24 protein-coding genes and 1 tRNA gene are annotated in these 25,069 nt (G+C 42.7%); 14 read left to right on the plus strand and 11 right to left on the minus strand.

The features are described from left to right. Position 1: 1 nt before the first annotated feature. The 5 genes from CYCME_RS00355 to CYCME_RS00375 form a co-directional block, all read right to left on the minus strand. Positions 2–1,084 (minus strand): PilW family protein, encoded by a 1,083-nt coding sequence (locus CYCME_RS00355; RefSeq protein ID WP_020931785.1) that lies wholly within the window; start codon positions 1,082–1,084, stop codon positions 2–4. Then, positions 1,081–1,521: a type IV pilus modification protein PilV gene (gene pilV / locus CYCME_RS00360; protein ID WP_020931786.1), complete on the minus strand. Its 441-nt coding sequence runs from the start codon at positions 1,519–1,521 to the stop codon at positions 1,081–1,083. Before pilV ends, CYCME_RS00355 begins: the two co-directional genes overlap by 4 nt. Further along, positions 1,512–2,090 carry a GspH/FimT family pseudopilin gene (locus CYCME_RS00365; protein ID WP_020931787.1) on the minus strand — a complete coding sequence of 193 codons (579 nt, stop codon included), beginning with the start codon at positions 2,088–2,090 and terminating at the stop codon, positions 1,512–1,514. Before CYCME_RS00365 ends, pilV begins: the two co-directional genes overlap by 10 nt. 80 nt (positions 2,091–2,170) lie before the next feature. Continuing rightward, positions 2,171–3,283: a PilT/PilU family type 4a pilus ATPase gene (locus CYCME_RS00370; RefSeq protein ID WP_020931788.1), complete on the minus strand. Its 1,113-nt coding sequence runs from the start codon at positions 3,281–3,283 to the stop codon at positions 2,171–2,173. Positions 3,284–3,312: 29 nt separating this feature from the next. Continuing rightward, entirely contained in the window at positions 3,313–4,350 is a 1,038-nt protein-coding gene (locus CYCME_RS00375) for a type IV pilus twitching motility protein PilT (protein WP_020931789.1), read from the minus strand. Between the two features lie 124 nt (positions 4,351–4,474). Here CYCME_RS00375 and CYCME_RS00380 point away from each other — a divergent pair, with 124 nt between their 5' ends. The 4 genes from CYCME_RS00380 (at position 4,475) to CYCME_RS00395 (ending at position 8,738) form a co-directional block, all read left to right on the plus strand. Continuing rightward, positions 4,475–5,164, plus strand: coding sequence for a YggS family pyridoxal phosphate-dependent enzyme (locus CYCME_RS00380; protein WP_020931790.1), 690 nt, complete (start codon positions 4,475–4,477; stop codon positions 5,162–5,164). A 33-nt stretch (positions 5,165–5,197) separates the two neighbouring features. Next, the gene (gene proC / locus CYCME_RS00385) at positions 5,198–6,025 is read left to right on the plus strand and encodes a pyrroline-5-carboxylate reductase (protein ID WP_020931791.1); all 828 of its coding nucleotides are present in this window, start codon (positions 5,198–5,200) and stop codon (positions 6,023–6,025) included. Next, positions 6,025–6,579, plus strand: coding sequence for a YggT family protein (locus CYCME_RS00390; RefSeq protein WP_020931792.1), 555 nt, complete (start codon positions 6,025–6,027; stop codon positions 6,577–6,579). The genes proC and CYCME_RS00390 overlap by 1 nt, the downstream gene beginning before the upstream one ends. 227 nt (positions 6,580–6,806) lie before the next feature. Then, on the plus strand, positions 6,807–8,738 hold the full coding sequence (locus CYCME_RS00395) for a dynamin family protein (RefSeq protein WP_020931793.1): 1,932 nt from the start codon (positions 6,807–6,809) through the stop codon (positions 8,736–8,738). Here the strand turns inward: CYCME_RS00395 and trmB are convergent. The 3 genes from trmB to CYCME_RS00410 are packed head-to-tail and all read right to left on the minus strand — an operon-like array spanning position 8,731 to position 11,513. After that, on the minus strand, positions 8,731–9,429 hold the full coding sequence (gene trmB / locus CYCME_RS00400) for a tRNA (guanosine(46)-N7)-methyltransferase TrmB (RefSeq protein WP_020931794.1): 699 nt from the start codon (positions 9,427–9,429) through the stop codon (positions 8,731–8,733). The genes CYCME_RS00395 and trmB overlap by 8 nt on opposite strands. A gap of 13 nt (positions 9,430–9,442) precedes the next feature. Continuing rightward, a complete protein-coding gene (thiS, locus tag CYCME_RS00405) occupies positions 9,443–10,417 on the minus strand; it encodes a sulfur carrier protein ThiS (protein WP_020931795.1) in 975 nt (324 codons plus the stop codon). Between the two features lie 16 nt (positions 10,418–10,433). After that, positions 10,434–11,513 (minus strand): 3-deoxy-7-phosphoheptulonate synthase, encoded by a 1,080-nt coding sequence (locus CYCME_RS00410; protein WP_020931796.1) that lies wholly within the window; start codon positions 11,511–11,513, stop codon positions 10,434–10,436. A 144-nt stretch (positions 11,514–11,657) separates the two neighbouring features. On the opposite strand from CYCME_RS00410, the gene CYCME_RS00415 reads away from it, so the two are divergent. The 7 genes from CYCME_RS00415 (at position 11,658) to hrpA (ending at position 20,789) form a co-directional block, all read left to right on the plus strand. Next, on the plus strand, positions 11,658–12,503 hold the full coding sequence (locus tag CYCME_RS00415) for an HDOD domain-containing protein (RefSeq protein ID WP_223253201.1): 846 nt from the start codon (positions 11,658–11,660) through the stop codon (positions 12,501–12,503). An 85-nt stretch (positions 12,504–12,588) separates the two neighbouring features. Then, a complete protein-coding gene (locus tag CYCME_RS00420) occupies positions 12,589–14,484 on the plus strand; it encodes an AsmA family protein (protein WP_020931798.1) in 1,896 nt (631 codons plus the stop codon). A gap of 23 nt (positions 14,485–14,507) precedes the next feature. Beyond that, entirely contained in the window at positions 14,508–15,557 is a 1,050-nt protein-coding gene (mutY, locus tag CYCME_RS00425; RefSeq protein ID WP_020931799.1) for an A/G-specific adenine glycosylase, read from the plus strand. Between the two features lie 13 nt (positions 15,558–15,570). Beyond that, complete coding sequence (locus CYCME_RS00430) at positions 15,571–15,831, plus strand: oxidative damage protection protein (protein WP_015004898.1); 261 nt, start codon at positions 15,571–15,573, stop codon at positions 15,829–15,831. A 68-nt stretch (positions 15,832–15,899) separates the two neighbouring features. Then, positions 15,900–15,975: transfer RNA gene (locus CYCME_RS00435), tRNA-Phe, on the plus strand. Positions 15,976–16,188: 213 nt separating this feature from the next. Then, complete coding sequence (locus CYCME_RS00440; RefSeq protein ID WP_020931800.1) at positions 16,189–16,767, plus strand: YceI family protein; 579 nt, start codon at positions 16,189–16,191, stop codon at positions 16,765–16,767. A gap of 158 nt (positions 16,768–16,925) precedes the next feature. After that, entirely contained in the window at positions 16,926–20,789 is a 3,864-nt protein-coding gene (gene hrpA / locus CYCME_RS00445; RefSeq protein WP_020931801.1) for an ATP-dependent RNA helicase HrpA, read from the plus strand. Positions 20,790–20,904: 115 nt separating this feature from the next. Here the strand turns inward: hrpA and CYCME_RS00450 are convergent, their stop codons facing one another. Then, a complete protein-coding gene (locus tag CYCME_RS00450; protein WP_020931802.1) occupies positions 20,905–21,210 on the minus strand; it encodes a DUF2288 domain-containing protein in 306 nt (101 codons plus the stop codon). Positions 21,211–21,331: 121 nt separating this feature from the next. Between CYCME_RS00450 and CYCME_RS00455 the strand changes: the two genes are divergently transcribed. Together CYCME_RS00455 and CYCME_RS00460 are read left to right on the plus strand one after the other, a co-directional pair. After that, complete coding sequence (locus CYCME_RS00455) at positions 21,332–21,760, plus strand: YeeE/YedE family protein (protein WP_020161632.1); 429 nt, start codon at positions 21,332–21,334, stop codon at positions 21,758–21,760. 2 nt (positions 21,761–21,762) lie between these two features. Beyond that, on the plus strand, positions 21,763–22,173 hold the full coding sequence (locus tag CYCME_RS00460) for a YeeE/YedE family protein (RefSeq protein ID WP_016390305.1): 411 nt from the start codon (positions 21,763–21,765) through the stop codon (positions 22,171–22,173). Here CYCME_RS00460 and CYCME_RS00465 read toward each other — a convergent pair whose 3' ends face one another. Continuing rightward, positions 22,174–22,974, minus strand: a complete 801-nt coding sequence (locus CYCME_RS00465; protein ID WP_223253202.1) for a sulfite exporter TauE/SafE family protein — start codon at positions 22,972–22,974, stop codon at positions 22,174–22,176. It lies immediately after the preceding gene. A 57-nt stretch (positions 22,975–23,031) separates the two neighbouring features. On the opposite strand from CYCME_RS00465, the gene CYCME_RS00470 reads away from it, so the two are divergent. Beyond that, positions 23,032–24,258, plus strand: coding sequence for a multifunctional CCA addition/repair protein (locus tag CYCME_RS00470; protein WP_041230467.1), 1,227 nt, complete (start codon positions 23,032–23,034; stop codon positions 24,256–24,258). A gap of 74 nt (positions 24,259–24,332) precedes the next feature. Here the strand turns inward: CYCME_RS00470 and CYCME_RS00475 are convergent, their stop codons facing one another. Beyond that, positions 24,333–25,025 (minus strand): hypothetical protein, encoded by a 693-nt coding sequence (locus CYCME_RS00475; protein WP_015004907.1) that lies wholly within the window; start codon positions 25,023–25,025, stop codon positions 24,333–24,335. Between the last annotated feature and the right edge of the window lie 44 nt (positions 25,026–25,069).

The raw sequence follows: 25,069 nt of genomic DNA on the forward strand, positions 1-25,069 counted from the left end.
CTTATTGCACTCGGTTTCTAATGCCGATTACGGTTGTAAAAACTCGGCGTAATCGATTATCTGCAGAGGTAACTGTCGCGCCATTATAGGTGTAAGTCATGTTGTCAGTAGTTAGGTTGTCGTCCTGAGTCTCAACCAATAAACTAATTTCAGCGCTGATCACATTGATCCAGTTTGTAGCCGCATTAACCGTGTTAGCCGTTTGATAAGCATCGACAATATCATCACCTGTTGTGTCTACACCATAAGTTACTTGCATATCTTCAACGCCTTCTATTAATTCCATAGGGTTTTGTGCTGAAGCGGCCTCGGTGTTATCAAATACCCATAGAGCATTTCGGCCGCCAGCACCTTGGCGTATAAAATAGGTTAGTGAGGTAAATTGGAGTAATTCAGAGTCAGCCCCGTATAATTTTGCGTTAGCGGTACCACAAGATCCTGTACCAATACCTGCTTGGTTAATGCAAAAGTGTGTGCCAGTGTTATTACTGGCTGGGTGAGGAATTGTTTGTGAGCCGGTACCATTGGAAACAGTGCCAGCTCTAAAAATATGAGCATCTTGGCAATCAGATATCATTAATGCGTCACCTGCTGTTAGGTTGCAACTATTAGGGGATGAAACTTTTATATTTGCAGAGGAGATGGTCATTGGAGTAATCAAGGTGGCTCCACAACTACTACCTTTTTGAATAGTAATGGTATCGGTACCACCGACGACTGAACCGCTAATGCTTGCATTTAATGCCGGGGCCCATACGGTAGCTGATGTGGCTTCGTTACCATTGATGATACTGTTTTCTGTGTAGTTCGGAACAGGTGCATTAGCAACAGTTTGCACATTCATTTCTTCTATGGCCCTGCAACCAGTGTAGCCTGCCTCACGAACGTCTCTGGTGATGAATTCCAGCGCGAAGCGGGCGTTTTCTTGCAATCTTGATTGTTCTTCTGTTATTCGGTAGGTTTGTTGAGAACTAACAAATACCTGACTGATGCCAGCAGCTAATAGCAGGCCAATAACCATAGCGACCATCAACTCAACAAGAGTAATACCGTACTGTGTTGTTTGTGTTTTGGTATGTGTCATAACTCTGTACTTATTGAAAAACGTTGGGTGTTACTACCACCTGTACCACGTGAATCATCCCACTGTATGGTAATGGTGGTGACACCAGTAGCGGTAACGATGGCGCCAGCCCCACCAGGGAGAGAGGCTGCGATGGCAGCTTTCCAAGCGACTCTGTCTGTATCGACAACAGAGGCAGACACTGGAGATGGTGTTGCGAGAGCAATATCATAGCCGCCTGCTTGTGCAACCAGTTTATTAACTCTCATACGATCTATAATGTCATATACGTGAATGACAGCTTCTGTGCGTAACTGTGCACTGTGGTTGCTTTTAAGGCTAGTGACTTGTAACCCTGCAAGGCCTAATAAACCAATCGCCAATACAAATACTGCTACCATTACTTCTATTAAGGAAAAACCGCTTTGGCGAGTTCTTATTTTTTTTATTACGGGCATGTTGCGGTTCCAGTAGATGTTCGAGGGCGGCCAGAAACACTGATACGTATGGATTTGGACTTTGCTGTGTCAACATTGTCAGCGCATACTCTAAATGTGTCATTAGCCAACCCGCCTGAGCTTGTTGATAGGCCGCTGGGTAAATAAGCGACCCAATCATCATAATTGGCCCCTGTACGCAGCGTATAGCCGTTTGGTAGTGCGCCATACGTTCTTAAAAGACAATCTTCGCCCGTTTCGCATAAGTTAATATCCGCATCGTCTGTTAGAGTTCCGTCTCCATTGATGTCAGTAAAAACATCCCAGCCAGTATCCCAAACTTGGCTGGCGATACCTTTACGACGAATAGTGACCTGAATGCCTCGCTTGATCGCTTCACTTCTAGCTAAATTAAGTGAAGATACTAGGTTGTTTGTTTGAGTAATAGTATGGTTTTTTCGAATAAACTCTTGATAACTGGGTACTGCAATTGCTAAGAGAATACCAGCAATAATAACGGTGGTTAAAAGCTCAATAAGCGTAAAACCTTGTGGTGGTTTTAAACTAATATGCTGTTGATGAATTTTCATGGTTTTGAGCCTAGCAGAATTTCACATAAACAGGGGCATTTGAAAGATGAGAGGTGTTTTATACCAGATAAACGGTAGGTTTATTCCGTATCTATTAAATGGATTGATTCGTCATTAAAGTCTGAAGAAGCTTCAGAGCCAAGTTTAATCATCAGCCTTACTTCATTTTGTGAATCAGCATACATCAGAGCATTTTCATAGCTAATCTCACCTTTTTTATACAATTCATATAATGCTTGATCAAAGGTTTGCATTCCGTGTTCAACTGATTTTTTCATTAAATCTTTTAGCTTATGTATTTCGCCTTTTCTAATGTAATCTGAGGCAAGAGGCGTGTTTATGAGTATTTCAATAACAGCTTTTCGGCCTTTGCCATCGATTGTGGGTATCAATTGTTGAGCTATTACAGCTTTGAGATTGAGTGATAAATCCATGAATAATTGGTTATGTGCTTCTTCGGGGAAAAAATGAATAATGCGATCAAGTGCTTGGTTCGCATTGTTTGCATGCAAGGTTGATAAGCATAAATGTCCCGTTTCGGCAAACGCGATAGCATGATCCATTGTTTCTCGTGTTCGAATTTCACCAATTAGAATCACATCAGGCGCTTGTCTTAGGGTGTTTTTTAAAGCTACTTCATAGGATTCAGTATCAATGCCTACTTCCCGTTGCGTAACGACACAGCCAGCATGAGAGTGTAAATATTCAATAGGGTCTTCTATAGTAATAATATGGCCGGTGCTATTGTTGTTACGGTGGCCGACCATGGCCGCTAATGATGTGGACTTGCCGGTTCCTGTTGCACCAACAAAAATAATGAGACCGCGTTTCGTCATCGCTAGCTCATTTAATATAGGGGGTATGCCCAGTTCTTCTGCTGTTGGTATTTTACTTTCAATTCGTCGTAATACCATGCCCGCACTGCTTCTTTGGGTGAACGCGCTCACACGAAAGCGACCAATGTCATGTCTTTGAATCGCAAATTGACATTCGTTAGTGGTCTTAAACTCTTCTTTTTGTTCGGGGGTCATTATGCTTAGGACTATTTCAAGAGTTTGAGAATTGCTTAATCGACTTTTAGAAATGGCTTGTAATTCGCCATTTATTTTCAAAGAGGGCGCCCAGCCAGTTGTAATAAACAAGTCAGATGCTTTTTTATGAACAACGAGTTGTAATAGGGCATCAAAATCCATGATTAATCTCCTTACTGTAGGGGGGGGATTTAATTGAACGTGCTTTTATCAGCGGCTTTCATGCGGGCGTCTTGTCTCGAGACAATCCCAGCTTGAACGAGTTCAGTTAAGTGTTGATCAAGTGTTTGCATACCATCTTTACGACTGGTTTGTATTGTGGAGTACATTTGTGCAATTTTATCCTCTCTAATGAGATTACGTATGGCAGGGGTGCCGGTCATTATTTCCCAGGCGGCGATTCGTCCACCACCAATTTTTTTCATCAAGGTTTGGGCAATAACAGCTCGAAGTGATTCAGATAACATGGAACGCACCATGCCCTTTTCGCCTTCTGGGAATACATCAATAATCCGGTCAACGGTTTTAGCGGCGGAGCTGGTGTGTAGTGTACCGAAAACTAAGTGCCCCGTTTCTGCGGCGGTTAACGCAAGTCGAATGGTCTCAAGGTCTCGCATTTCACCTACAAGAATAATGTCAGGGTCTTCACGTAGCGCAACTCTTAGGGCTTCACTGAACCCATGGGTATGTTTGTGTACTTCACGTTGATTAATAAGGCACTTTTTGCTTTTATGAACGAATTCAATTGGATCTTCGATAGTGAGAATATGTTCGTATACATTGTCATTTTTATAATCCATCAACGCTGCTAGCGTGGTGGATTTACCTGACCCAGTTGGGCCGGTTACTAGCACAAGACCGCGTGGAACATTGATGATCTCCTTAAAAGATTGCGGGCAATTTAAGTCTTCTAGGGTAAGAATATCAACGGGAATAGTTCTAAATACAGCAGCTGCTCCACGATCCTGGTTAAATGCATTAACACGAAAACGGGCCGTACCAGGCAATTCAAATGAAAAATCAACTTCTAGGAACTCTTCATAATCACGTCGCTGTTTATCGTTCATGATATCGTAAATCATCGAGTGAACTTCTTTATGCTCTAGTTCAGGCATATTGATTCGACGAATATCACCATTAACACGAATCATTGGTGGTAAGCCGGCTGAAAGATGTAAGTCCGATGCGTTATTTTTTGTGCTAAAGGTTAGTAAATCTGAAATATCCATGTGTTAAACCCGTTTGCCCCAAAGAGCTCTGTTATTTGTATAATAAAATAACTAGAAAATATCACTATCATTAGCGTATGTAAATTCTAGTACGTACCCCAAGTATAGGCACGAATTTTAAATAATGCTTCCTTTATTACAACGATACTTTGCACAACAAGCGTTGATCGAAGATCTAGAGCAAACACGCTCTTCACCTGTTAAGTTATTAGCAGTTAGTAAAACACGTCCAGCAAGCGATGTGGCGGTGCTGTACTGTGCAGGGCAGCGTGATTTTGGTGAAAACTATTTACAGGATGCGCTGAAAAAACAACACGTACTGGCGCATTTAGATATTTCATGGCACTTTATTGGGCCTATTCAGTCAAATAAAACTCGCGACATTGCGTGCTATTTTAGCTGGGTACACAGTGTAGACCGGTTAAAAATAGCGACTCGTTTAAATCAGCAGCGACCGGCTTATCTGCCACCGCTTAATATTTGTTTGCAAGTGAATGTTGATGAAGAAGAAACCAAGTCGGGTTTTTATTTAGATGAGTTGTTAGACGTTATTGAACCAATATTATCATTGGAAAACGTTCGGTTACGAGGGCTTATGGCTATTCCCAAAGTAGATAAACCGATAGCTGAGCAGCACGCATCGTTTAGGAAAATGGCACAGGCAAAAAAAGAAATTGAGCAAACATTTGATATTAGCTTGGATACGCTTTCGATGGGAATGAGCGGCGATTTACAGGTGGCCGTTGCAGAAGGAGCAACAATGGTGAGAGTAGGCACCGCTATTTTTGGCGAAAGACTAAAAAATACGGTTTAATGGCGTTTATAAAATTTAAGATTAAGTGAGAGTATGAATACAAAACAGATTGGATTTATTGGCGGTGGCAATATGGCCAGCAGCTTAATTGGTGGGCTTGTTAGTAATGGTTACCCAGCCGATAAGCTAACCGTTGTTGACCTAGATAGTGAAAAACTGAGCTATTTAAACCAAACATTTGGGGTTAATACCTTACAAGACAGCAAAGAGCTAGCCACTAAAGCAGATGTTTTGGTATTAGCAATAAAACCCCAACATATGCAATCGGTTGCACAAGATTTAGGGCAGGCGATACAGGATAAATCCCCTGTTGTGGTATCTATTGCAGCCGGTATCCGAGTTGAGGCCCTTGATCGTTGGTTAGGCGGCCATTTACCGATTGTTCGTTGTATGCCTAATACGCCAGCGCTGCTTAAAACAGCGGCGACAGGGCTTTATGCAAATGCTCAGGTGACGGAAAACCAAAAAGACTTGGTGGAATCCCTGTTACGTGCAGTTGGAGTGACTGTGTGGGTGGAAGAGGAGCATGAGCTGGATGCGGTGACAGCCTTGTCAGGTAGTGGGCCAGCCTACTTTTTTATGATCATGGAAGCGTTGGAGGCGGCAGGAATAAAGGCGGGTTTGAACCAAAAAACAGCGCAATTATTAACACAAGAAACAGCTCTAGGTGCGGCAAAAATGGCGCTAGAGTCGAGTGAGCCAACAAGTGTATTGCGTCAACGCGTGACCTCACCCGGAGGCACAACGGAGCGTGCTATAGGTATTTTGGAAGAGCAGGGGCTAAGGGATATTTTGCAGGCTGCGCTGTTGGGAGCAAAAGAACGCTCAATCGAGTTATCTGACGAATTGGGAAATAACTGATGCCAGAAGGATATTTGTCAAACCCATTGATGCTGATTATAAATTCGTTGGTAGGTGCGTATATTTTTGTGTTAGTACTGAGGGTGCTACTGCAATACACGAATGCGGACTCAAGAAACCCGGTGTCGAGCTTTATTATTAAAGCAACACAGGTACCGCTGAAAGTACTAAAGCCGATTTTCCCTACAGTTAAAGGGCTTAACCTATCGGCTATTGTGTTGATGTTGGTTTTGCAGATGCTAATAGGTTTTTTAGCCATGAGAGGGCAACCGAATGTTTGGGTGGTTTTTATTTGGAGTTTGACAGAACTTATTAGCACCATTATTAATGTTTTTATTTATAGTATTTTCGCAACCGTTATTTTAAGTTGGATAAACCCGGGTGCCCATAATCCGGTGGTCAGCTTGTTATATAGAATAACAGCGCCCGTATTGACACCTTTCCAGCGCTTGATTCCACCAATGGGCGGTATCGACTTTAGCCCGATAGTGGCCTTATTAGCCTTGCAAGTGTTAAAAATGTTACTGCTACCACCGCTTTTTGCTTTGATATAGTAACGGGAGACTTCAGGCTGTTTCGCTAGGATGCTTGAGTCTATTGTTTATGATTAATTTTATCATGAGCTGAATGTTACCTTTAGGCGCAGGTAGTGGTCACTATCTAAAGCAAACGCATTAGTGTGAGTCAGCACCGTATTTGCGATCAGAACTTTTTAAATAATCATCTATACTTTTGAAAACGCTTTATGAAATAAGCGTGTTAAATAATGGGTGGCTAATACATGAATCTTGATGCACAACTTCGTAGTTACGACCTCTGGAAGCAGTCAATGACTGAATCTATACAGGCTTATCAGCATTGGCTAGATAAGGCGAGCCTTACGGATACAGAAACAGAGTTGATGTTGATTAAAAATTTACGTTTGATAGAAAAAGACACGATTACTATCGCTTTTGCGGCTGAATTCTCGCGAGGTAAAACAGAGTTAATTAATGCATTATTTTTCTCGTCTGCGGGGATACGTTTATTACCATCAAGCCCAGGCCGGACAACGATGTGCCCGACGGAGCTGTTTTATGACCCCCAAGAGGCACCTTACCTTAGGTTGTTAGATATTGAAACGCGTGTTAGTGATATATCGATAGAAGACTATAAAAAAGACCCAAAACACTGGGCGCATTTTGCACTTGATTGCGACTCGCCCGAAAAAATGCAAGATAGTTTTTTACAGTTATTAAAGACAAAGACGGTGCCAGCGAGACGTGCGAAAGAGCTGGGGTTGGTGAGCGAAGATATTGAAGGTGACGTGACAATTCCTATGTGGCGTCATGCTCTAGTGAGTTTTCCACACCCGTTGTTAGAAAAAGGTTTAACAGTGTTAGATACGCCGGGCCTCAATGCACTGGGTAGCGAGCCGGAATTAACTTTAAGTATGTTACCAAATGCTCAAGCAATGATTTTTGTATTAGCGGCAGATACCGGTGTGACGCAAAGCGATATGGCAATGTGGAAACAACATCTTCAAGGGTATAGACGTAAACACCCACATAGCTTAGCTGTTGTATTGAATAAAATTGATACGATGAATGACGAATTGATGAGTGATAAAGAGTGGGCTGAGTCGATTCATAAACAAACATTGGAAACAGCACGGTTATTAAATTTAGATGAGCAAGCTATCTTTCCATTATCGGCCAAGCAAGCGTTGATCGGTAACATTAAAAAAAATGAACAAATGATATCCTCAAGCCGTTTAACAGGTTTGGAAAATTTCCTGTCAGATAGAATACTTAGTTCACAAAAAGAGATTCTTCAGCACAAAGTGATTGATGATGTCGTAGAAAGTATGAGAATAGCAGACAATGCCATCACGAGCCGGTTGCAGCATGTCGTGAGCCTTACAAGTGAGCTGAACGGGTTTTACAGTAAGAGCGAGGCAGCAACGGCTGAATTATTATTGGAAACCCGCAAAGAACAAACTGTATACAAGCAAAACCTAACGCATTTGCAAACCAGTCAGCATATTTTTTATACGCAAATAGCTGATTTATTGGAGGTGGTGAACACTCGGCGAGTGTCATATTTAATTGAAGAAGGTCGTGAGCAAATGAGTAAGAGCTGGACCAGTGTTGGTATTCGTCAAGGCATGCAAACTAGTTTTAAAGGACTACATGAACTGTTAAAGGAAACCTTAAGCACCACACAAGCAAGTATTAAGTTATTAGATGCGATTTATAAGCGCTTTAAAGACGAGCATAACCTTGATGCGGAGCAGGCTGAAAGGTTTGATGTCACTGGTTATCAACTACGATTAAATAAGCTGCTTCGAGATGGCTTAGAATTTAGTAGTAGTTCGGCGGTTGCACTAACAGAACAAAATGCATTAACGAAACGATTTGTTGACACGATTGGATCGCAGGCAATGTCCATTTTTGAACAAGCGCAAACTGATATTAATCGTTGGAAATCGATGGCTTTTGCTAGTTTGATTCGAGAGGTGAGTGAGCAAAAAAAGATGATGGATAGCAAATTAGAGAGTCTGAGAGATGTATCTGCAGGTAAAAATAAACTGGACGAAAAAATTGCCAACAATAAAGTATTGGAGGCTGAGTTATTGGAACGACTAGAGCAGCTTCAACAAATGATGGAGAAGATTAAAGTGCCGACAATGACTTTAGGTGAACGAAAATGTGTGAGTGAGGAGGTTATTTAATAGTCTTAGTGATAAAAATCATATCCCATACGGCATGGCCTAAACGTAAACCTCGGTTTTCAAATTTAGTTAATGGCCGAGAGTCTGGGCGTTCGGCATAATTTGGCTCAGTTGAATTAATAAACCCTGGATGAGCGTTTAACGTCTCCATCATGTGTTCGGCATAGTTTTTCCAGTCTGTTGCAGCATGAAAGGACCCACCAGTTTCCAGTTTAGAGTGAATAAGGTTTAAAAAACCTGTTTGAACAATGCGGCGTTTATGATGCCTTTTTTTGTGCCAAGGGTCCGGGAAAAACAGTTGTACGCAGTTGAGGCTATGGTCAGGAATAGCGTGCTGAAGTACCTCAATAGCATCGGTATCAAAAAGACGAATATTAGTCAGCTTCTTCTCTAAAACGATACGCAATAAATGCCCAACACCAGGCCGATGCACTTCAATACCGATAAAGTTTCTGCCTGGGTTATTCTCAGCCATGGTGGCTAAGCTTTCACCATTACCAAAGCCTATCTCTAGTGTTACAGGGTGGTTATTAGCAAACAGTGAATTTGGCTCAATAAGAAGGGCCGGGTCCAAGCCATATAATGGCCAGCCTGTTTTAATGGCGCTGTCTTGTCCGGGCGTCAAACGGCCTTCACGTTTTACAAAACTGCGAATGCGGCGTAAGAAGTTGGGGTTGGTTTCGTTGCTCATGAATAAAGCTCGGTTAAATTAAACCATCCAACGGTGAGGAGGCCGACGCATATCGGCGGCGAGGCATACGACCAGCCAAGAAGGCTTCACGTCCGGCCTGCACGGCTTTTTTCATAGACGATGCCATTAATACAGGGTTATTTGCGTGGGCAATAGCTGTGTTCATTAGAATGCCATCGCAGCCCAATTCCATACCAATGGCAGCATCAGACGCGGTACCGACGCCAGCATCAACAATAATGGGTACCTTAGCATTTTCGATGATGGTGAGAATATTGTATGGGTTACGAATACCCAAGCCTGAACCGATTGGAGCGGCAAGTGGCATAACGGCTACACAGCCCATCTCCTCTAGCCGTTTAGCAATAATAGGGTCGTCGTTGGTATAAACCATTACGTCGAAACCTTCCTTAACGAGAATGTCAGCAGATTCTAAGGTGGCAGTAATATCAGGAAATAGGGTTTTTTCGTCGCCTAATACTTCTAATTTGACCAGTTTATGCCCACCTAATAGTTCTCGTGCAAGGCGGCATGTTCTAAGAGCATCTTTAGCGGTATAGCAACCTGCTGTATTGGGTAAAATAGTGTATTTATCAGGGGAAATAACATCGAGCAAATTAGGCTCGCCAGGGTTTTGGCCAATATTCGTTCGGCGAATGGCTACCGTGACGATCTCAGCGCCGCTCATTTCGATAGCCGTTTGGGTTTCTGCCATATCTTTATATTTGCCCGTGCCCACTAGTAATCTAGAGGAAAAAGATTGGCCGGCAACAACAAGGTCATCGGGTTGACCGCCACCAATGGCTTGTACGACTTCCACAGTATCTCCTTCTTTAAGTTGAATAGTATTAAACTGGTCGGCGGGCTTTATTTCTTCATTCAGTTCAATAGCAATACGCTTTCCGAACAGGCCCATTTGTTTGATCAGTTGCTCCAAAGTTGTTTTATCGTCACAGCTAAAATTTTCGCCATTAAGTTGAATTTTCATCAGCAGTTATCAATGATTAATCGTTTGCACTATCTAGTTTGCTTTTGCGCCTTGAGCGCACAGCGGCCGCTAATTCTTCTAGCAACTGCACGCTGCTATCCCAGTCAATGCAAGCATCGGTAATACTTTGACCATAAACAAGTTCTTGGCCGTCAACTTGATCCTGGCGGCCAGCGACTAAGTGGCTTTCAATCATAACGCCGCTAATACGCATGTCACCACCGGCTATTTGTTTCGCCACATCCTTACCTACGAGCATTTGGCGCTCGTGTTGTTTGTTGCTATTGGCATGGCTAAAGTCAATCATCATGTGTAGGTTAACGCCGGCTTTCGCAAGTTCTTTAGCGGCAGCATCAACACTGTCGGCATCATAATTCGGCGTTTTGCCACCGCGTAAAATTAAGTGACAGTCGTCGTTGCCAGCGGTTTGAAAAATGGCCGACTGGCCTTTTTTGGTAACCGATAAAAAGTGATGTGGGCGAATGGCTGCTCCAATTGCATCAATCGCTACTTTAACAGTGCCATCAGTGCCATTTTTAAAGCCGACTGGGCAGGAGAGGCCGGATGATAACTCGCGATGCGTTTGGCTTTCTGTGGTTCTCGCACCGATAGCGCCCCAAGCAATCAGGTCGGACACATATTGAGGTGTGATTAAGTCTAAATATTCTGTCGCGGCAGCAATACCTTGAGAGTTGAGATTTAGTAGTAATTCCCGTGCAAGATGAACACCTTTGTTAATGTCAAAACTATTATCAAGGTTTGGGTCATTAATAAGCCCCTTCCAACCAACCGTGGTGCGTGGTTTTTCAAAATATACTCGCATCACGATGATCAGATCGTCAGATAAGCTATTAATGTAAGGTTTTAAATGAGCAGCGTAGCCGAGCGCTGCCGTAGTATCATGAATTGAGCAAGGGCCAATAACGACCAGTAAACGGTCATCTTCGCCATGCAATACTTTATGAATAGCTTTCCGAGTTGAGGCAGTAGTTTCCGCAGCCGTATCTGTAATGGGCAAATCTTTGTGTAATTGTTCAGGAGAAATAATTTCCTGCATACCAAGAATTCTTGTGTCGTCTGTTTGAATTGAGTTCATGATCAGTCCGTTCCATGCTGATGCTAGTGATAGCCTAAACCAGCAAATTAATAAAAGACTGGAAATAATACATCTAATCGGTTGATTTTGCCTGCCCCTTGACCAAAAATAGATTAAATACTTTCAAATTAACAGGGAAACTTAATGATGGAAGAGGAATATGGAGAATACGATGAGGTTTTTGAAAAAATTCTTGCGAATAAGTCTTTATTACCCGCAATACCAGATGTTGGCCTGAAAATTTTATCGGCGTTAAACCACCCTAATGGTAACGTTAAGATGTTTGCGAAGATTATCGAAAGTGATATGGGCTTATCTGGGTTTATTATTAAAACTTCGCGTAGTTTAAGGTACTTGACCCGAGTGCCTCCTACAGGGGTTGAGCAGGCAGTTGCCCGAATGGGTTTGCGTGAAACCTATCATCTATCACTTAGTTTTTTGTCAAAATCTGTTTTTCATTCGTCAAATAAGCAAATTGAAGGGTATATAAAAGAGGCATATCGGTTTTCTACTAAGGTTGCAGTGATATCTTATTTTTTAGCGGGTAAAGCTCAAGGATTGGCATCGGGCGATGCAATGCTAGCTGGCCTCTTTCAAGATATTGGTGTGCCCTCTATTTTAGCGACATTGGATGAATATCCGAATATTTTGCAAAATGACCTGAACAGAACAAAGTGTATTGATGTATTGGCGCCTAGGGTAGGTGCGCTGATCATAAAGAAATGGGGCTTAGACGAAATGCTGGGTGTTGTAGAAAGTCGGAAAAATTGGTGGTTAGATAAGGAACAGCTTGGTTTGGCGGAGTTGGTGTTGATTGCACGTGTGCATGCAACAATTGGCACACCTGAGTTTAGGGCGTGCCCACCGTTACTTGAAATACCTGCGTTTCAAAAGCTTCAACTAGGGGAGCTTGGCCCCGACAACACATTGCAAATACTCAGTGAATCAAAAAATGAATTGGCTGAAATAGAACGCTTGTTGGCCGCTTAGCTTAAATCGATCATTCATACAGTTTTAATAAAAGGCTGATATCATCTAAGGATATAAAACGAATACTCAAGGGGGAGTAAAAGTTATGAGAACATTATTTAAAATTTTGGGTGGTTTAGTATTGTTATTGGTTGTGACTATTATAGTTGCGCCAATGCTGATTGACCCAAATGATTACCGAGAAGAGATTCAGGCGGTTGTTAAAGATAAGACCGGCCGTGATTTGTCCATCAATGGTGACCTTAATTTATCTATTTTTCCTTGGGTGGGCGTGGGTATTAACGAGGTGAGTTTAAGCAATGCAACAGGTTTTAACGCCGAATACTTTGCAGAGATTCAAGAGGCAAACGTTAAAGTTAAGCTGCTACCGTTGTTAAGTAAGCAGGTAGAAGTGAGCACAGTTGTTCTAAAAGGCATGCGGTTAAACCTAGCAAAGGATAAACGCGGCAAAACTAACTGGGAAGATATGATCCAGTCATCGGCTGAGGGCGATAAAAAACCAAGCGATACGAATGCTGATCAAGCATCAGGGGCTGCCTTAGGTGCGATAGCAATTGGTGGTGTGCAAATTGTTGATGCAAACATATCATGGGATGATGCCAGCAAGGGTGAAAGCTACAACCTGACTGATTTAGGCTTGAGTACAGATGCGTTATCTATAGGGTCGCCAATGGGTGTTGAGTTAGCCTTTACCGTAGAAAGTAGTAAACCAAAAGCGACAATACGTTTGAAGCTTGATGGTGATGTGGTGATTAACGAAGGGTTAAATGAATTTGATTTTCAAGACTTAGCGTTAGCAATTGATGCGGCCGGAGAACCTGTTCCAAATGGTGCAATGAAAGTTGATATAGCCACTCACTTGGTGGCTGACTTAGCAAAATCGGGGAGCTTAACGCTAGATCCTATGACGATTAAATTCGATGATTCAACGTTATCGGGTAAGGCATCTGTTAATAATTTTGATAAGCCAGCGGTCACTTTTGATTTAGCGGTAGATACAATAAATATTGATCGTTATCTGCCAAAAAAAGCCACAGAGGGGAGCCAAAGCAGCGCGGGTAATAGCACCTCTGTTCCTCCGCCAGCAGCAGTTGCGTTAATTCCTGTTCAAACAGTCCGAGATTTAAATATCAATGGTTTGTTTGCAGTGCAATCGCTCATTGTTAATGGTTTAACGGCACAGGAGGCGAGTGTAAAAGTTGTCGCTAAAAATGGTGTTTTAAATTCACAGCAGAGCGTCAAAAAGTTTTATAACGGTAGTTATGAGGGTAAAACAACAGTTGATGCGCGCCAAAATACACCACGTATTAGCGTTAAAGAACAGGTAACGGGGGTTGATATTGAACCGTTGATGGTAGACCTGATGGGAGAGTCTAAGGTGTCTGGCGTGGCGAATATTAAAGCAGCGTTAACCACGCGCGGGAATACGGTTGCTGCGTTTAAGTCGGCATTAAATGGTACTGCGCAGTTTAGTTTCGAAGACGGCACGGTAAAAGGCATTGATGTTGCTGCATTAATTAAACAAGGTGAGGCTGTGCTGAAAGGTGATGTATCTGCGCTGGCAGCTCAAGGCACGGGTGAAACAGCCTTTGCAAATATGTCTGGTACTGCGCAAATAACTAATGGCTTGGTTAACAACCAAGACCTCTTGATGGCCTCACCTTTGATTAATATCAAAGGGGCAGGGACAGCAAATTTAGTCAGTGAGGTGTTGGATTATCGACTAACATTACAGCGGACAAAGGCACTTAGTGAGGCCGAGCAAGCCGATGCTGAAGACCTTAAAAACATGTTAATTCCGGTGAATGTGTCTGGAACATTTGCAAAACCAAGTATTAAGGTTGACACCAAAGCGATCGTACTCGAGACGCAAAAAGAAAAAATTGAAGAAAAGAAAACAGAGCTAAAAGAAAAGCTCGATGAGAAAATTGGCGAGAAATTAAAAGGCCCAGCGGGTGACTTATTAAAAAGCCTATTTTAATAAAGCAACCTCAGCAACTGTCCGTGGGGCCTGAATATTTTCAGGCCCTTGTTTTTAGTTGGTTTGAGTTGCACGGCAGAAAGAGTTTGCCTTGGCAATTACCGCCAGAGCCTTACCGTGTTTGGTTGTCTGAGATCATGTTGCAACAAACCCAGGTAACAACGGTTATACCGTATTTTGAGCGATTTATTCAGCACTTCCCAAGCGTTGAAGCGTTAGCAAAAGCGCCGTTAGATGATGTGCTGCATTATTGGTCAGGTCTTGGGTATTATGCACGGGCAAGAAACCTTCACAAAACAGCAGGCATCATTGCTAATCAGTATGGGGGGCGTTTTCCTCAAACGCTCGCTGAGCTTGTTGAGTTGCCGGGTATCGGGCGCTCTACGGCTGGGGCGATAGCAAGCTTATCAATGGGGCAGTCAGAAGCGATACTTGATGGCAATGTGAAACGCGTGCTCTGTCGTTTTTTTGCGATACAGGGCTGGTCTGGGAATAGTGCCATTTTAAAGCGTCTATGGGCTATTTCAGAGCAGTTAACACCTAAGCATAAGGCTGGTAACTATAATCAGGCCATGATGGATTTGGGCGCAACGGTTTGTAAGCGTTCAAACCCCGACTGCCCGCAGTGCCCATTAAAGGACGACTGTTTGGCACTAAAGAAAAACTTAGTTTCAGAATTACCGACACCAAAAAAACGAATGAGTTTACCGGTTAAAAAGCGGTACTGGTTAGTCTTTAAAAATGCTCAGACGGTTTTACTCAATCAACGACCGCCAACAGGATTATGGGGTGGGCTATGGGCTTTTCCAGAATTTGAAACGTATGACCAACTGGTTGAGTGGTGTGAAAAAAATGACACTGACATAACTGGGGCGAAAACAATAGCGGAAAAACGTCATACATTTTCTCATTATCATTTGGATTACACGCCTATTGTTTGCTCGACGCCAGCGGTTAGCTCGAAAGTTGCAGAAGATAATAGATCTAGCTGGTATGAAATAAACAGCCGTGTGAAAATAGGTCTCCCAAAGCCGGTGAGTGAATTAATTTCCCAGCTAACGAATGAATCATAAGAAGGTTAATACTATGTACTGCCAAAAATTAAAACGCGAAGCCGATGCGCTAGAAAAGCCGCCTTTTCCGGGTGAGCTTGGTGAAAAAATCGTACAAAATATCTCAAAAGAAGCCTGGCAGATGTGGCTAGCGCAACAAACGATGCTTATTAACGAAAATAGACTAACGCCTTTTGAGCCTGAAGCGCGTGCTTTATTAAAGGCAGAAATGGAGAAATTTTTATTTAGTGATGACGCTCAAGCACCAGAAGGGTACGTTCCGGTCGATAAATAAGGTCATTTCTAACATCTTTCTTGACTAAAGTTGCCTGCCGCTGTTTAATACGCGACCACATCTTAGATGCCCAGATAGCTCAGTCGGTAGAGCAGTGGACTGAAAATCCTCGTGTCGATGGTTCGAATCCGTCTCTGGGCACCATTTGTTATAAAGCCCCAGCTACTATGTAGCTGGGGCTTTTTTATGCGTGAAATAAAATTTAGTCTACTAAGGCGTCGCACTTTATGAAAAATAGTGTCTATGAGCTGGAAAGCTTGTTTGGGCAGGTATTTTCAATACCATTGTATGAGGTTCATTAAAGGGTTAAAAGTTTGTTATCATCGGTTGTACATTTAATGCCAAGTGGATATTGTTATGAGAATAAAACAGCTTATTTTACTTATTTCATTATTGTGTTTGTCGCTAGCCGCGCAAGCAGGTTATCAACTGGATAATACCGCCTCATCACTTTATTTCGTTTCCATTAAGAAAAATACAATTGGCGAAGTGCATAGCTTCGACTCTTTGAGTGGTTCTGTTGATAACAATGGCGCTGCAAGCGTTACGATTAATTTGGCCAGTGTTAAAACGAATATCGAGATTCGTGATGAGCGTATGAAGTCGTTATTATTTGAAACGGCAGCTTTTCCGACAGCTGAAGTGTCTACGAATATAGAGGTGGACGCGATAACATCCCTAAATATCGGTGAAAGGCTTGTCATGCCAGTGGCGTTGACACTTAATCTGCATGGGCAGTCAGTGGCGGTGCAAACACAGCTACAAGTGATCGCTGTGAATGGCGGAATATCGGTGAGTACAATTAAGCCAATCATGTTGAATGCCATGGATTTTGGCCTAACGGAAGGGGTTAAGGCGTTAATGGAGATTGCAAGCCTTCCCTCTATTGCAACAACCGTTCCCGTCTCGTTTAACCTTGTATTTAAAGCGGACTAAAGTTAGCGCGTAACGTTGAGATAGTGATGTTGCACGACTGCTGGGCCTGAAAAAGGTGGCTAGTTGAGTAAACTTTTTTAAAACCACAGGGCTCACGTAAACGTGTTAGAGGCCCTTTAGGTATAATGCCACTTTGCCTAGCGATAGTTTTTATTTACATGCCTTCATCCATTCGCGAGATTCGCGCATTAATCCCTAATTGTTTAACCAAAGACCGGCATGCCTTTCGTACGCAGTTAAAAAGAGCGAGTTTAAAACGCTCGCTAGAACAGCAAGCGCTGCTAGACACGCTGGCTGAAAAAGTAGCAGTGTCTATTAGTCAGGTAGAGCTGCGTGAGGGAAGTTGCCCAACAGTGAACTTTCCTGATTTACCGATTAGTGAGAGACGGGAGGAAATTTCCAAGCTGATTGATAAGCACCAAGTTATTATTCTTTGTGGTGAAACGGGGTCAGGAAAAACCACCCAATTACCTAAAATTTGCTTGGAACTGGGTCGTGGGTTTAAGGGACAAATTGGCCATACACAACCGCGACGATTAGCCGCCATTAGCGTGGCGCAACGCATAGCTGATGAGCTGAAGTCAGAGCTAGGGCAAGCGGTTGGTTACAAAATTCGTTTTCAGGGTAAGGAGAATCAACAAACCCTTGTTAAGTTAATGACAGACGGTATTTTGTTGGCAGAGATTAAATCTGATCCATTTTTAAGCCAGTACGATACCTTGATATTAGATGAGGCGCACGAACGTAGTTTAAATATTGATTTTCTCTTAGGTTATATGAAATGGCTGCTACCAAAGCGACCAGATTTAAAATTAATTGTTACCTCGGCAACGATTGACCCCGAGCGTTTCTCTAGGCACTTTGATGGCGCACCTATTATCAATGTTTCCGGTAGAACCTATCCGGTTGAAATGCGTTATCGGCCGGTCGGTGTCGATTCGCAGCAAGGCGACGAGGATATCGTTCAGGGGATTGTTAATGCTGCTGATGAATTACATCGCGAGAGAGCGGGTGATATGTTGGTGTTTTTAAGTGGTGAGCGGGAAATTAGAGAGGCGGCAGAAGCGCTTAGGAAACATCACCCAGCAGGCTATGATATTTTGCCCTTGTATTCACGGCTTAGTGCCAAAGAGCAGGCTGCTATTTTTAAGCCGCATAAAAAACCACGTATTGTGCTGGCGACAAACGTCGCCGAAACTTCATTAACAGTACCGGGTATCCGTTGCGTGATAGATACCGGCTTGGCACGGATCAGTCGCTTTAGTCAGCGGAGCAAAATACAGCAGCTACCAATAGAAGCTATTTCACAAGCAAGTGCGAATCAACGAAGTGGTCGCTGTGGGCGAGAAGCGGCGGGAATTTGTATTCGCTTGTTTAGCGAAGATGATTTTAACCAACGGCCTGAATTCACTGAACCTGAAATTTTACGTACCAATCTGGCATCGGTTATTTTGCAAATGAAATCGTTGAGGCTGGCAGATATTAATCAGTTCCCATTTTTAGAGCCGCCTGGGGATAAAATGATTCGTAGTGGCGTGCGTAGTTTGCATGAACTAGGTGCGCTAGATAAAAATGAAAAATTAACTCAAATTGGCCGGCGGTTAACGCATTTCCCGCTCGATCCTCAATTTGGCAGGATGTTATTAGCCGCTGAGCAATTTCAATGCTTAGACGAGGCCTTAACCATAGTGTCGGCCTTGTCGATCCAAGACCCAAGGGAGCGGCCGAGCAATAAGGCGAAATATGCCGATGAAAAACATAAAGCGTATCAAAATGAGAGCTCGGATTTTCTATCCTTTTTAGTGTTATGGCGTGAAATACAACGCCAGAAAAAGACACTATCGAATAATCAGTTCCGTAAATATTGTCGAGAAAACTTTCTTGCGTATATGCGAATAAAGGATTGGGAAGATATTCGTCGTCAGCTATTAGATTTAGTGAAAAAAAACTTGGCGTTGAAGATAAACAACACGCAGGCCGACGATGATGCAATTCATCAGTCTTTATTGGCAGGCTTGGTGACTCGGATTGGTTTTAAACACGAACAAGCTGAATATTTAGGTGCACGGAATTTAAAATTTTACATTCATCCCGCCTCTACGTTATTCAAGAAGCCGCCAAAATGGTTGATGGCCGCAGAGCAAGTAGAAACAACGCGTGTTTATGGTCGAACGGTTGCATCAATAAAACCCGAGTGGATTGAAAAAGCCGCTGGGCATTTGATTAAGCACCATTATTATGAACCGCATTGGTCAAAAAAATCAGCGCAAGGCATGGTTCACGAGCAATTATTACTGTTTGGTTTAACGATTAGCAAAGGGCGGAAAGTACCGTTGGCTCGAACAGAACCAGAGCAGGCGCGAGAGATGTTTATACGCCATGGGCTGGTTGATAGAGATATGGTTTGTCATGCAGCTTTCTTTAGAAAAAATGAAAAACTGTTGCAGGAGATTGAGTATGAACAGCAAAAAGGCCGCCGTGTAGACCTGCTTGTAGATGAGCAAGCCTTGTTTGAGTTTTATGATCAAAAATTGCCAGCGCAAATCAACAGTTTGGCCGCTTTAAATAAGTGGATAAAAAAGGATGAAAATCAGGCGATTCTTGAATTAACGCCAGAGGATGTTTCTTCGCAAGATGAAACAGCGGTTGATGCAAATAAGTTTCCCGATATGCGTCTGATAAATGGTGTGCCGATAAAATTAAGTTACCGTTTTGAACCAGGTCATAATGAAGATGGAGTAACGGCGCAGATCCCATTGGCGCAGTTGAACCAGCTCACTGATGATGGGTTTGAGTGGTTGGTGCCGGGCTTGTACGCGGAAAAACTACAAGCATTGATAAAGGGGTTGCCAAAAAATTTACGTAAACAGTTTGTGCCTATTTCAAATTCTGTTGAAGCCTGCTTAGAGGAAATGGATTATGCAAATGGGCGTTTGTTAGACAAATTGGCTGCTTTTTTAAATAAACAATTTGGCTCAACCTTAAAAGCAGCAGATTTTGAATTAGATAAATTATCACCCCACCTGCGAATGAATTTTCATATTTTGGGTAAAAAATCTAAAATTATTGCTGTAGCTAAAGATTTTAATGTCTTAAAGCGGCAGTATGCTGAGAAGGCAGGTATGCAATTTCAAACGGCGTTAACCAGTGCGTTATCGTCATCGGGTTCAAAAAACTGGCAATTTGATGATATCCCCGAACATCAAACGATTCAACATGATGGGCAAGAGCTGAAGGGCTTTCCCGCCTTAGTTGATGAGCAAGGGAGTGTGGGGCTCACGCTAATGGATTCAGCTGAACAGGCGCAAAAAACTCACCGAAATGGCTTGATACGGTTATTTCGTTTGAAGTTTTCAAAAGAGCTAAAAAAACTAAGCCGGCAGTCAGCCATCACCACCGCACAGGCGTTTAGTTATCAACAATTGCCATTGCATCCCCATTGCAAACGGAGCCATGGGGAGGATGTTTTCGATGATTTGGCCTATCAATTGATTGCTAGTTTTTTTGCTGACCAAGATATTCGTACTGAAGCTGAGTTTGATGCAGCGGCGCAGAAAAATGATATTTCATTGTATGCAAAAGGCTATGAACTTTCGGAGGTTATTTCGCAGCTTTTGTCTCAATATCAAAAGCTAGTAAAAGAGCTTGAACAGTGGCGTAATGAAAAAGTTATGTATGAGGACATTTCTAAGCAATTGTCTTGTTTATGTTTCAACGGGTTTGTTAGGCACGTTTCGGCAGACCAGTTAAGGTTTTACACACGTTATTTAAAAGCAATTCAGCTTAGGTTGGAAAAAGCAGGCGGGCAATTACATAAAGACCAAGAAAAAACAAAACAGGCGCAGTATTTTGAAAAGAAGTTTTGGCTGTGGGTGTCTTCAACAGACGCAAACCCGGAAAATGAAGCTTTCCGCTGGATGTTAGAAGAATTCAGAATATCGCTGTTTGCCCAGCAAATTAAAACTAGGGAACCTATCTCAGAAAAGCGGTTGGAAAAGGCGTGGGCCGCGATGTTGGGCTAAAGCTAGAGCGCTAAGGGTGATAAGAACGTTAATGATAAATCGTTTTTATGATAGAAAGCTGAACTCAGGCCGCCACGCCACACCCTGTTTTAACCAGCGTAATGAAAGCAGCTTTCTAGCGAGCCCCTTTACGTTGCTGAACGAGAATCCAAGGTAATACAATAACAGACCAAAGGTTGCTATCACCTTTTGACCATAATAAAGCCTCTTTATTTGAAACGGCTGATAAACGGTTCTCAGCGATCCATTGTTCAATAACTGGTTTATTGTCATTAGCTATTTCCACAGCGGCATCCACAAGATCAAGCTCACTGGAAACACGTAATAAATTACCGCGAGCAAAAAAACGCTCTAAGTCTTTCCACTCAATGCTGGCTGTTTCGGCATGTAAGGTATGCCATTGGTCGGTTTTGTTTTTCATGGCGTGTATTTTACACAAGATTTATCTTCTCAGCAGGGTCTAGGGGGTTAATATGTTTTTGATAATATGCTTATAATATTTAATAATATAAATTTATTCATAACATAAGAGAAGTGACACTATGGAGAACTTTACCCCCTATTTATCGTTAGCAGGCGGTGTGTTAATTGGTATCAGTGCGAGTATTTTAATGTACTTAAATGGTCGTATTGCAGGCATCAGTGGCATTGTCGCCGGTGTCTTTAATGCGCCTTCGTTTGAAGAAAAGGCATGGCGCTTTGCCTTTGTTGTGGGCCTTGTTTTAGGAGGTGCGGTTTATATGCACTTTTTCCCAATCACAATAGCGGCTAGGGAATCGATGTCTACAATATTATTAATTGCCGGCGGATTGGTGGTTGGAATAGGCACAGCAATGGGTAGTGGTTGTACTAGTGGGCATGGAATTTGTGGTATTTCACGTTTTTCTCTGCGCTCATTAGTAGCAACAGCGACGTTTTTGTTAAGTGGCATTGTAACAGTGTATGTATTCAAACAAATTACGGGGGGTTAATAATGCTTAAAATACTCAGTGCGTTAGTTGCCGGTGTTATTTTTGGCGTCGGTTTGGCGTTATCGCAAATGGTAAACCCCAATAAAGTGATCAATTTTTTAGATATCACCGGTCAATGGGACCCCAGTTTAATGTTTGTTTTAGGGGGCGCTGTTTTAACAACAACGCTTGCTTACCGTTTTATTTTTTCAAGAGGTAAACCTCTTTTGGCTGACGACTTTCAATTACCAACCTTATTACAAATAGATCGTCCGTTAATTATAGGCGCGGCGTTATTTGGTATTGGTTGGGGCGTTATTGGTTATTGCCCAGGTCCTGCGGTTGCAAGTTTAGGGTTTGGTTTTCAAGAACCGTTGCTGGTCGTGGTATCCATGTTGGTGGGTATGTTGCTCTATAAGGCAGCTGTTAAATAATTAAAAAATTGCGCTAATAAACATTTTTAAGCCAACAAAAAGCATGATGACGGCAAACGTTTTCTTCATTGCACCGGTAGGGATTGTGTGTGCTAGATGCACACCAATCGGTGCGGCGAATAAGCTGGCTACACTAATGCCCAGAAAGGCAGGTATATTAATATAGCCAATATTGCCTTCTATGGGGATAGTGTTTTTTAGGCCGAGAATAATAAAACTAATGGCACCAAAAATGGCAATAGGTAGGCCAAAGGTGCTTCCAAATGCAATAGCTTTTTTCATCGGTACGTTGTGCAATAACATGTACGGAACAGTAAAAGTACCGCCACCAATACCAATCAGCGTGGAAAGTATGCCTAAAACACTACCGGCGAGACTCAAGGGTAGTGGAGAAGGCAGTTTGCGCTCAGGATTCGGTGTTAACTTTAGTGCCATACGAAGGCCATTCAGTAATAAAAACCCACCAAACACCATAGAGAGCAGCTCAGTCGTCAGGTAATGCACTAAGTGGGCGCCAAAATAAGCGCCAATAGCAATACCTGGGGTGAAATATTTAACAACTTTCCAGTCAATGGCGCCACGCTTGTTTTGCGCATAAATGGCGGAAAGGGAGGTGATAATAATAGTGGCTAAAGAAGTAGCAATCGCAGTTTGCATGCTGGTTTCTACTGGCATACCATGGGGGGGTAATAGCCAAGCTAAAAATGGCACAATAGCAATACCGCCGCCGATACCTAAGAGGCCTGAAATCAGTCCTGTGAAGGATCCAAACAGCAAACAGTACATGAAAATCTCTAACACAATAAAACCTTGGGTTGAAAAAAAACTTAAAATCATAACATATATTAGACTATGGTAATGGAGATATATCTGGTAGGCGGTGCCGTCAGGGATAAGCTGCTTAACTATCCGTCAAAGGATAGGGATTATGTTGTTGTTGGCTCATCGGTAGATGAAATGCTACAACAAGGCTTTGAGCAAGTAGGTAAGGATTTTCCTGTTTTTCTTCACCCGGATACAAAAGCGGAATATGCCTTAGCAAGAACAGAACGCAAAATTGGCGGTGGTTACAAAGGGTTTGAAGTGCATGCGTCACCGGAAGTAACATTAAAGGAAGATTTGCAACGGCGTGATTTGACGATCAATGCGATGGCACAACGTGCCGACGAATTGATTGACCCATATGGTGGCAAAGTTGATTTAGAAGCTCGAATATTGCGTCACGTGTCTCCACACTTTACAGAAGACCCGTTACGCATCTTGCGGGTGGCACGATTTGCTGCACGTTATGCGCATCTGGGTTTTAGCGTGGCGCCAGAGACCATGAAACTGATGCAAGAAATGGTTAGTAGTGGTGAGCTTGCCTTGTTAACAGCGGAGCGTGTTTGGCAAGAAATTAGTCGCTCATTGGGTGAGCAATCACCAGATATATTTTTTGAAGTATTAAGGCAATGTGACGCCTTAGCGGTTATTTTGCCGGAGTTGGACGTATTATTCGGTGTCCCTCAGCCAGCAAAGCACCATCCTGAAATTGACACCGGTATTCATACAATGATGGTGCTACGTCAAGCCGCTAAGTTATCGGACAGTGCTGTCGTGCGTTTTGCGGCATTGGTGCATGACCTTGGGAAAGGGCTGACGAAAGCGGATAACTGGCCGTCTCATCATGGTCATGAGGAGATGGGGTTAACGGCTTTAAAGAAGATGGCAACACGTTTGCGAATTCCCAATGAATTTGTTGATCTGGCAGAAAAAGTGATGAAATATCATACGCATTGTCATCGGGCATTTGAGTTAAAAGCAGCGACCTTATTGAAAGTGTTGGAGGCATTAGGGGCTTTTCGCCAACCGCAAAAATTAACCTCATTTTTATTGGCTTGTGAGGCAGACGCCAGAGGTCGAAAGGGTTTTGAAAACAAGGACTATCCACAGGCTGATTGGATTAAACAGGCTTACTTTGCAGCGAATGAAGTTGACCCTAAAGAGTTTGTTAAACAGGGTTTAGTGGGTAAGAAAATTGGTGAGGCCATTCATAAACGGCGGCTTGAAGTCATTCAACAATTAAAGCATGCAAGAGCAGACTAAAGTCGTTGGGCATAAAGTCTGCCAATGATGTTGTTGTGTGTATTTTATAATACTGAGTATGCATATTTAGAGGCTTAAACGGGCAAAAAGACAAACCGGGCAGCCGACTGAAAAACATTTTTTATAGTGCGATGGTTTTTAGTCGCAATAACCAGCGCGAGCAGATCCTGTTGACCAATGAGCTTGCCAAATAACCGATCATAACTTCGGTTTGTTGCGGAGAGGCCTTTACCAGAACTGAGTAAAAAAAGTTCTCCATTTTGTTTTCTTTTGGTTTGCAGTAACCACGAAGCGACTTCAATATTGCGTGCGCCGTTATACACTTTTTGAGCATCTAAGCTATCGAATAAATAAAACTGGCTTTTACCGTTATATGACAAAGTAAGCATGCTAGCTAAGCCCGATACATAAGCAAGTACACGGTCACCTTGATATTGTTCGTTAAAAGCGAGTCGAATACTGTCCACGCTACTTTTGCCATTTACGGTTGGAAAGGGTTGTTTAAAAATACGTGCTACAGCGGCTTCTCTTGATTTTAAATTGGTTTTCTTCCATTCTCGTGGGTTACGTTTGTAGAGTTTTGTTGCTAGTAGCCTCAGGTGTTTGATAGTTTGTTTTACGTGGGTGTCAGCGACCATGTCGATATCAGTCTTGGCCATGGCGTTAAGATTGAAGTATTCGTAATGGTAGCCTTTTTGGTCAGGGACTTGAGCGCAAGCACTTAATAGAAGGGCCAAAAATAGCAACAAAAAGAATCGGTTTTGCATATGTTATTCAGTAGTATGTTCTTATTGAAAGTCTAGTTTAATTC

The organism is Cycloclasticus zancles 78-ME (assembly GCF_000442595.1).
GTDB lineage: Bacteria > Pseudomonadota > Gammaproteobacteria > Methylococcales > Cycloclasticaceae > Cycloclasticus > Cycloclasticus pugetii.

Bases quoted from the DNA above. Each gene is read 5' to 3' on its own strand.
- CYCME_RS00355 (WP_020931785.1), bottom strand. From the start codon at position 1,084: ATGACACATACCAAAACACAAACAACACAGTACGGTATTACTCTTGTT.
- pilV (WP_020931786.1), bottom strand. From the start codon at position 1,521: ATGCCCGTAATAAAAAAAATAAGAACTCGCCAAAGCGGTTTTTCCTTA.
- CYCME_RS00365 (WP_020931787.1), bottom strand. From the start codon at position 2,090: ATGAAAATTCATCAACAGCATATTAGTTTAAAACCACCACAAGGTTTT.
- CYCME_RS00370 (WP_020931788.1), bottom strand. From the start codon at position 3,283: ATGGATTTTGATGCCCTATTACAACTCGTTGTTCATAAAAAAGCATCT.
- CYCME_RS00375 (WP_020931789.1), bottom strand. From the start codon at position 4,350: ATGGATATTTCAGATTTACTAACCTTTAGCACAAAAAATAACGCATCG.
- CYCME_RS00380 (WP_020931790.1), top strand. From the start codon at position 4,475: ATGCTTCCTTTATTACAACGATACTTTGCACAACAAGCGTTGATCGAA.
- proC (WP_020931791.1), top strand. From the start codon at position 5,198: ATGAATACAAAACAGATTGGATTTATTGGCGGTGGCAATATGGCCAGC.
- CYCME_RS00390 (WP_020931792.1), top strand. From the start codon at position 6,025: ATGCCAGAAGGATATTTGTCAAACCCATTGATGCTGATTATAAATTCG.
- CYCME_RS00395 (WP_020931793.1), top strand. From the start codon at position 6,807: ATGAATCTTGATGCACAACTTCGTAGTTACGACCTCTGGAAGCAGTCA.
- trmB (WP_020931794.1), bottom strand. From the start codon at position 9,429: ATGAGCAACGAAACCAACCCCAACTTCTTACGCCGCATTCGCAGTTTT.
- thiS (WP_020931795.1), bottom strand. From the start codon at position 10,417: ATGAAAATTCAACTTAATGGCGAAAATTTTAGCTGTGACGATAAAACA.
- CYCME_RS00410 (WP_020931796.1), bottom strand. From the start codon at position 11,513: ATGAACTCAATTCAAACAGACGACACAAGAATTCTTGGTATGCAGGAA.
- CYCME_RS00415 (WP_223253201.1), top strand. From the start codon at position 11,658: ATGATGGAAGAGGAATATGGAGAATACGATGAGGTTTTTGAAAAAATT.
- CYCME_RS00420 (WP_020931798.1), top strand. From the start codon at position 12,589: ATGAGAACATTATTTAAAATTTTGGGTGGTTTAGTATTGTTATTGGTT.
- CYCME_RS00430 (WP_015004898.1), top strand. From the start codon at position 15,571: ATGTACTGCCAAAAATTAAAACGCGAAGCCGATGCGCTAGAAAAGCCG.
- CYCME_RS00440 (WP_020931800.1), top strand. From the start codon at position 16,189: ATGAGAATAAAACAGCTTATTTTACTTATTTCATTATTGTGTTTGTCG.
- hrpA (WP_020931801.1), top strand. From the start codon at position 16,926: ATGCCTTCATCCATTCGCGAGATTCGCGCATTAATCCCTAATTGTTTA.
- CYCME_RS00450 (WP_020931802.1), bottom strand. From the start codon at position 21,210: ATGAAAAACAAAACCGACCAATGGCATACCTTACATGCCGAAACAGCC.
- CYCME_RS00455 (WP_020161632.1), top strand. From the start codon at position 21,332: ATGGAGAACTTTACCCCCTATTTATCGTTAGCAGGCGGTGTGTTAATT.
- CYCME_RS00460 (WP_016390305.1), top strand. From the start codon at position 21,763: ATGCTTAAAATACTCAGTGCGTTAGTTGCCGGTGTTATTTTTGGCGTC.
- CYCME_RS00470 (WP_041230467.1), top strand. From the start codon at position 23,032: ATGGAGATATATCTGGTAGGCGGTGCCGTCAGGGATAAGCTGCTTAAC.
- CYCME_RS00475 (WP_015004907.1), bottom strand. From the start codon at position 25,025: ATGCAAAACCGATTCTTTTTGTTGCTATTTTTGGCCCTTCTATTAAGT.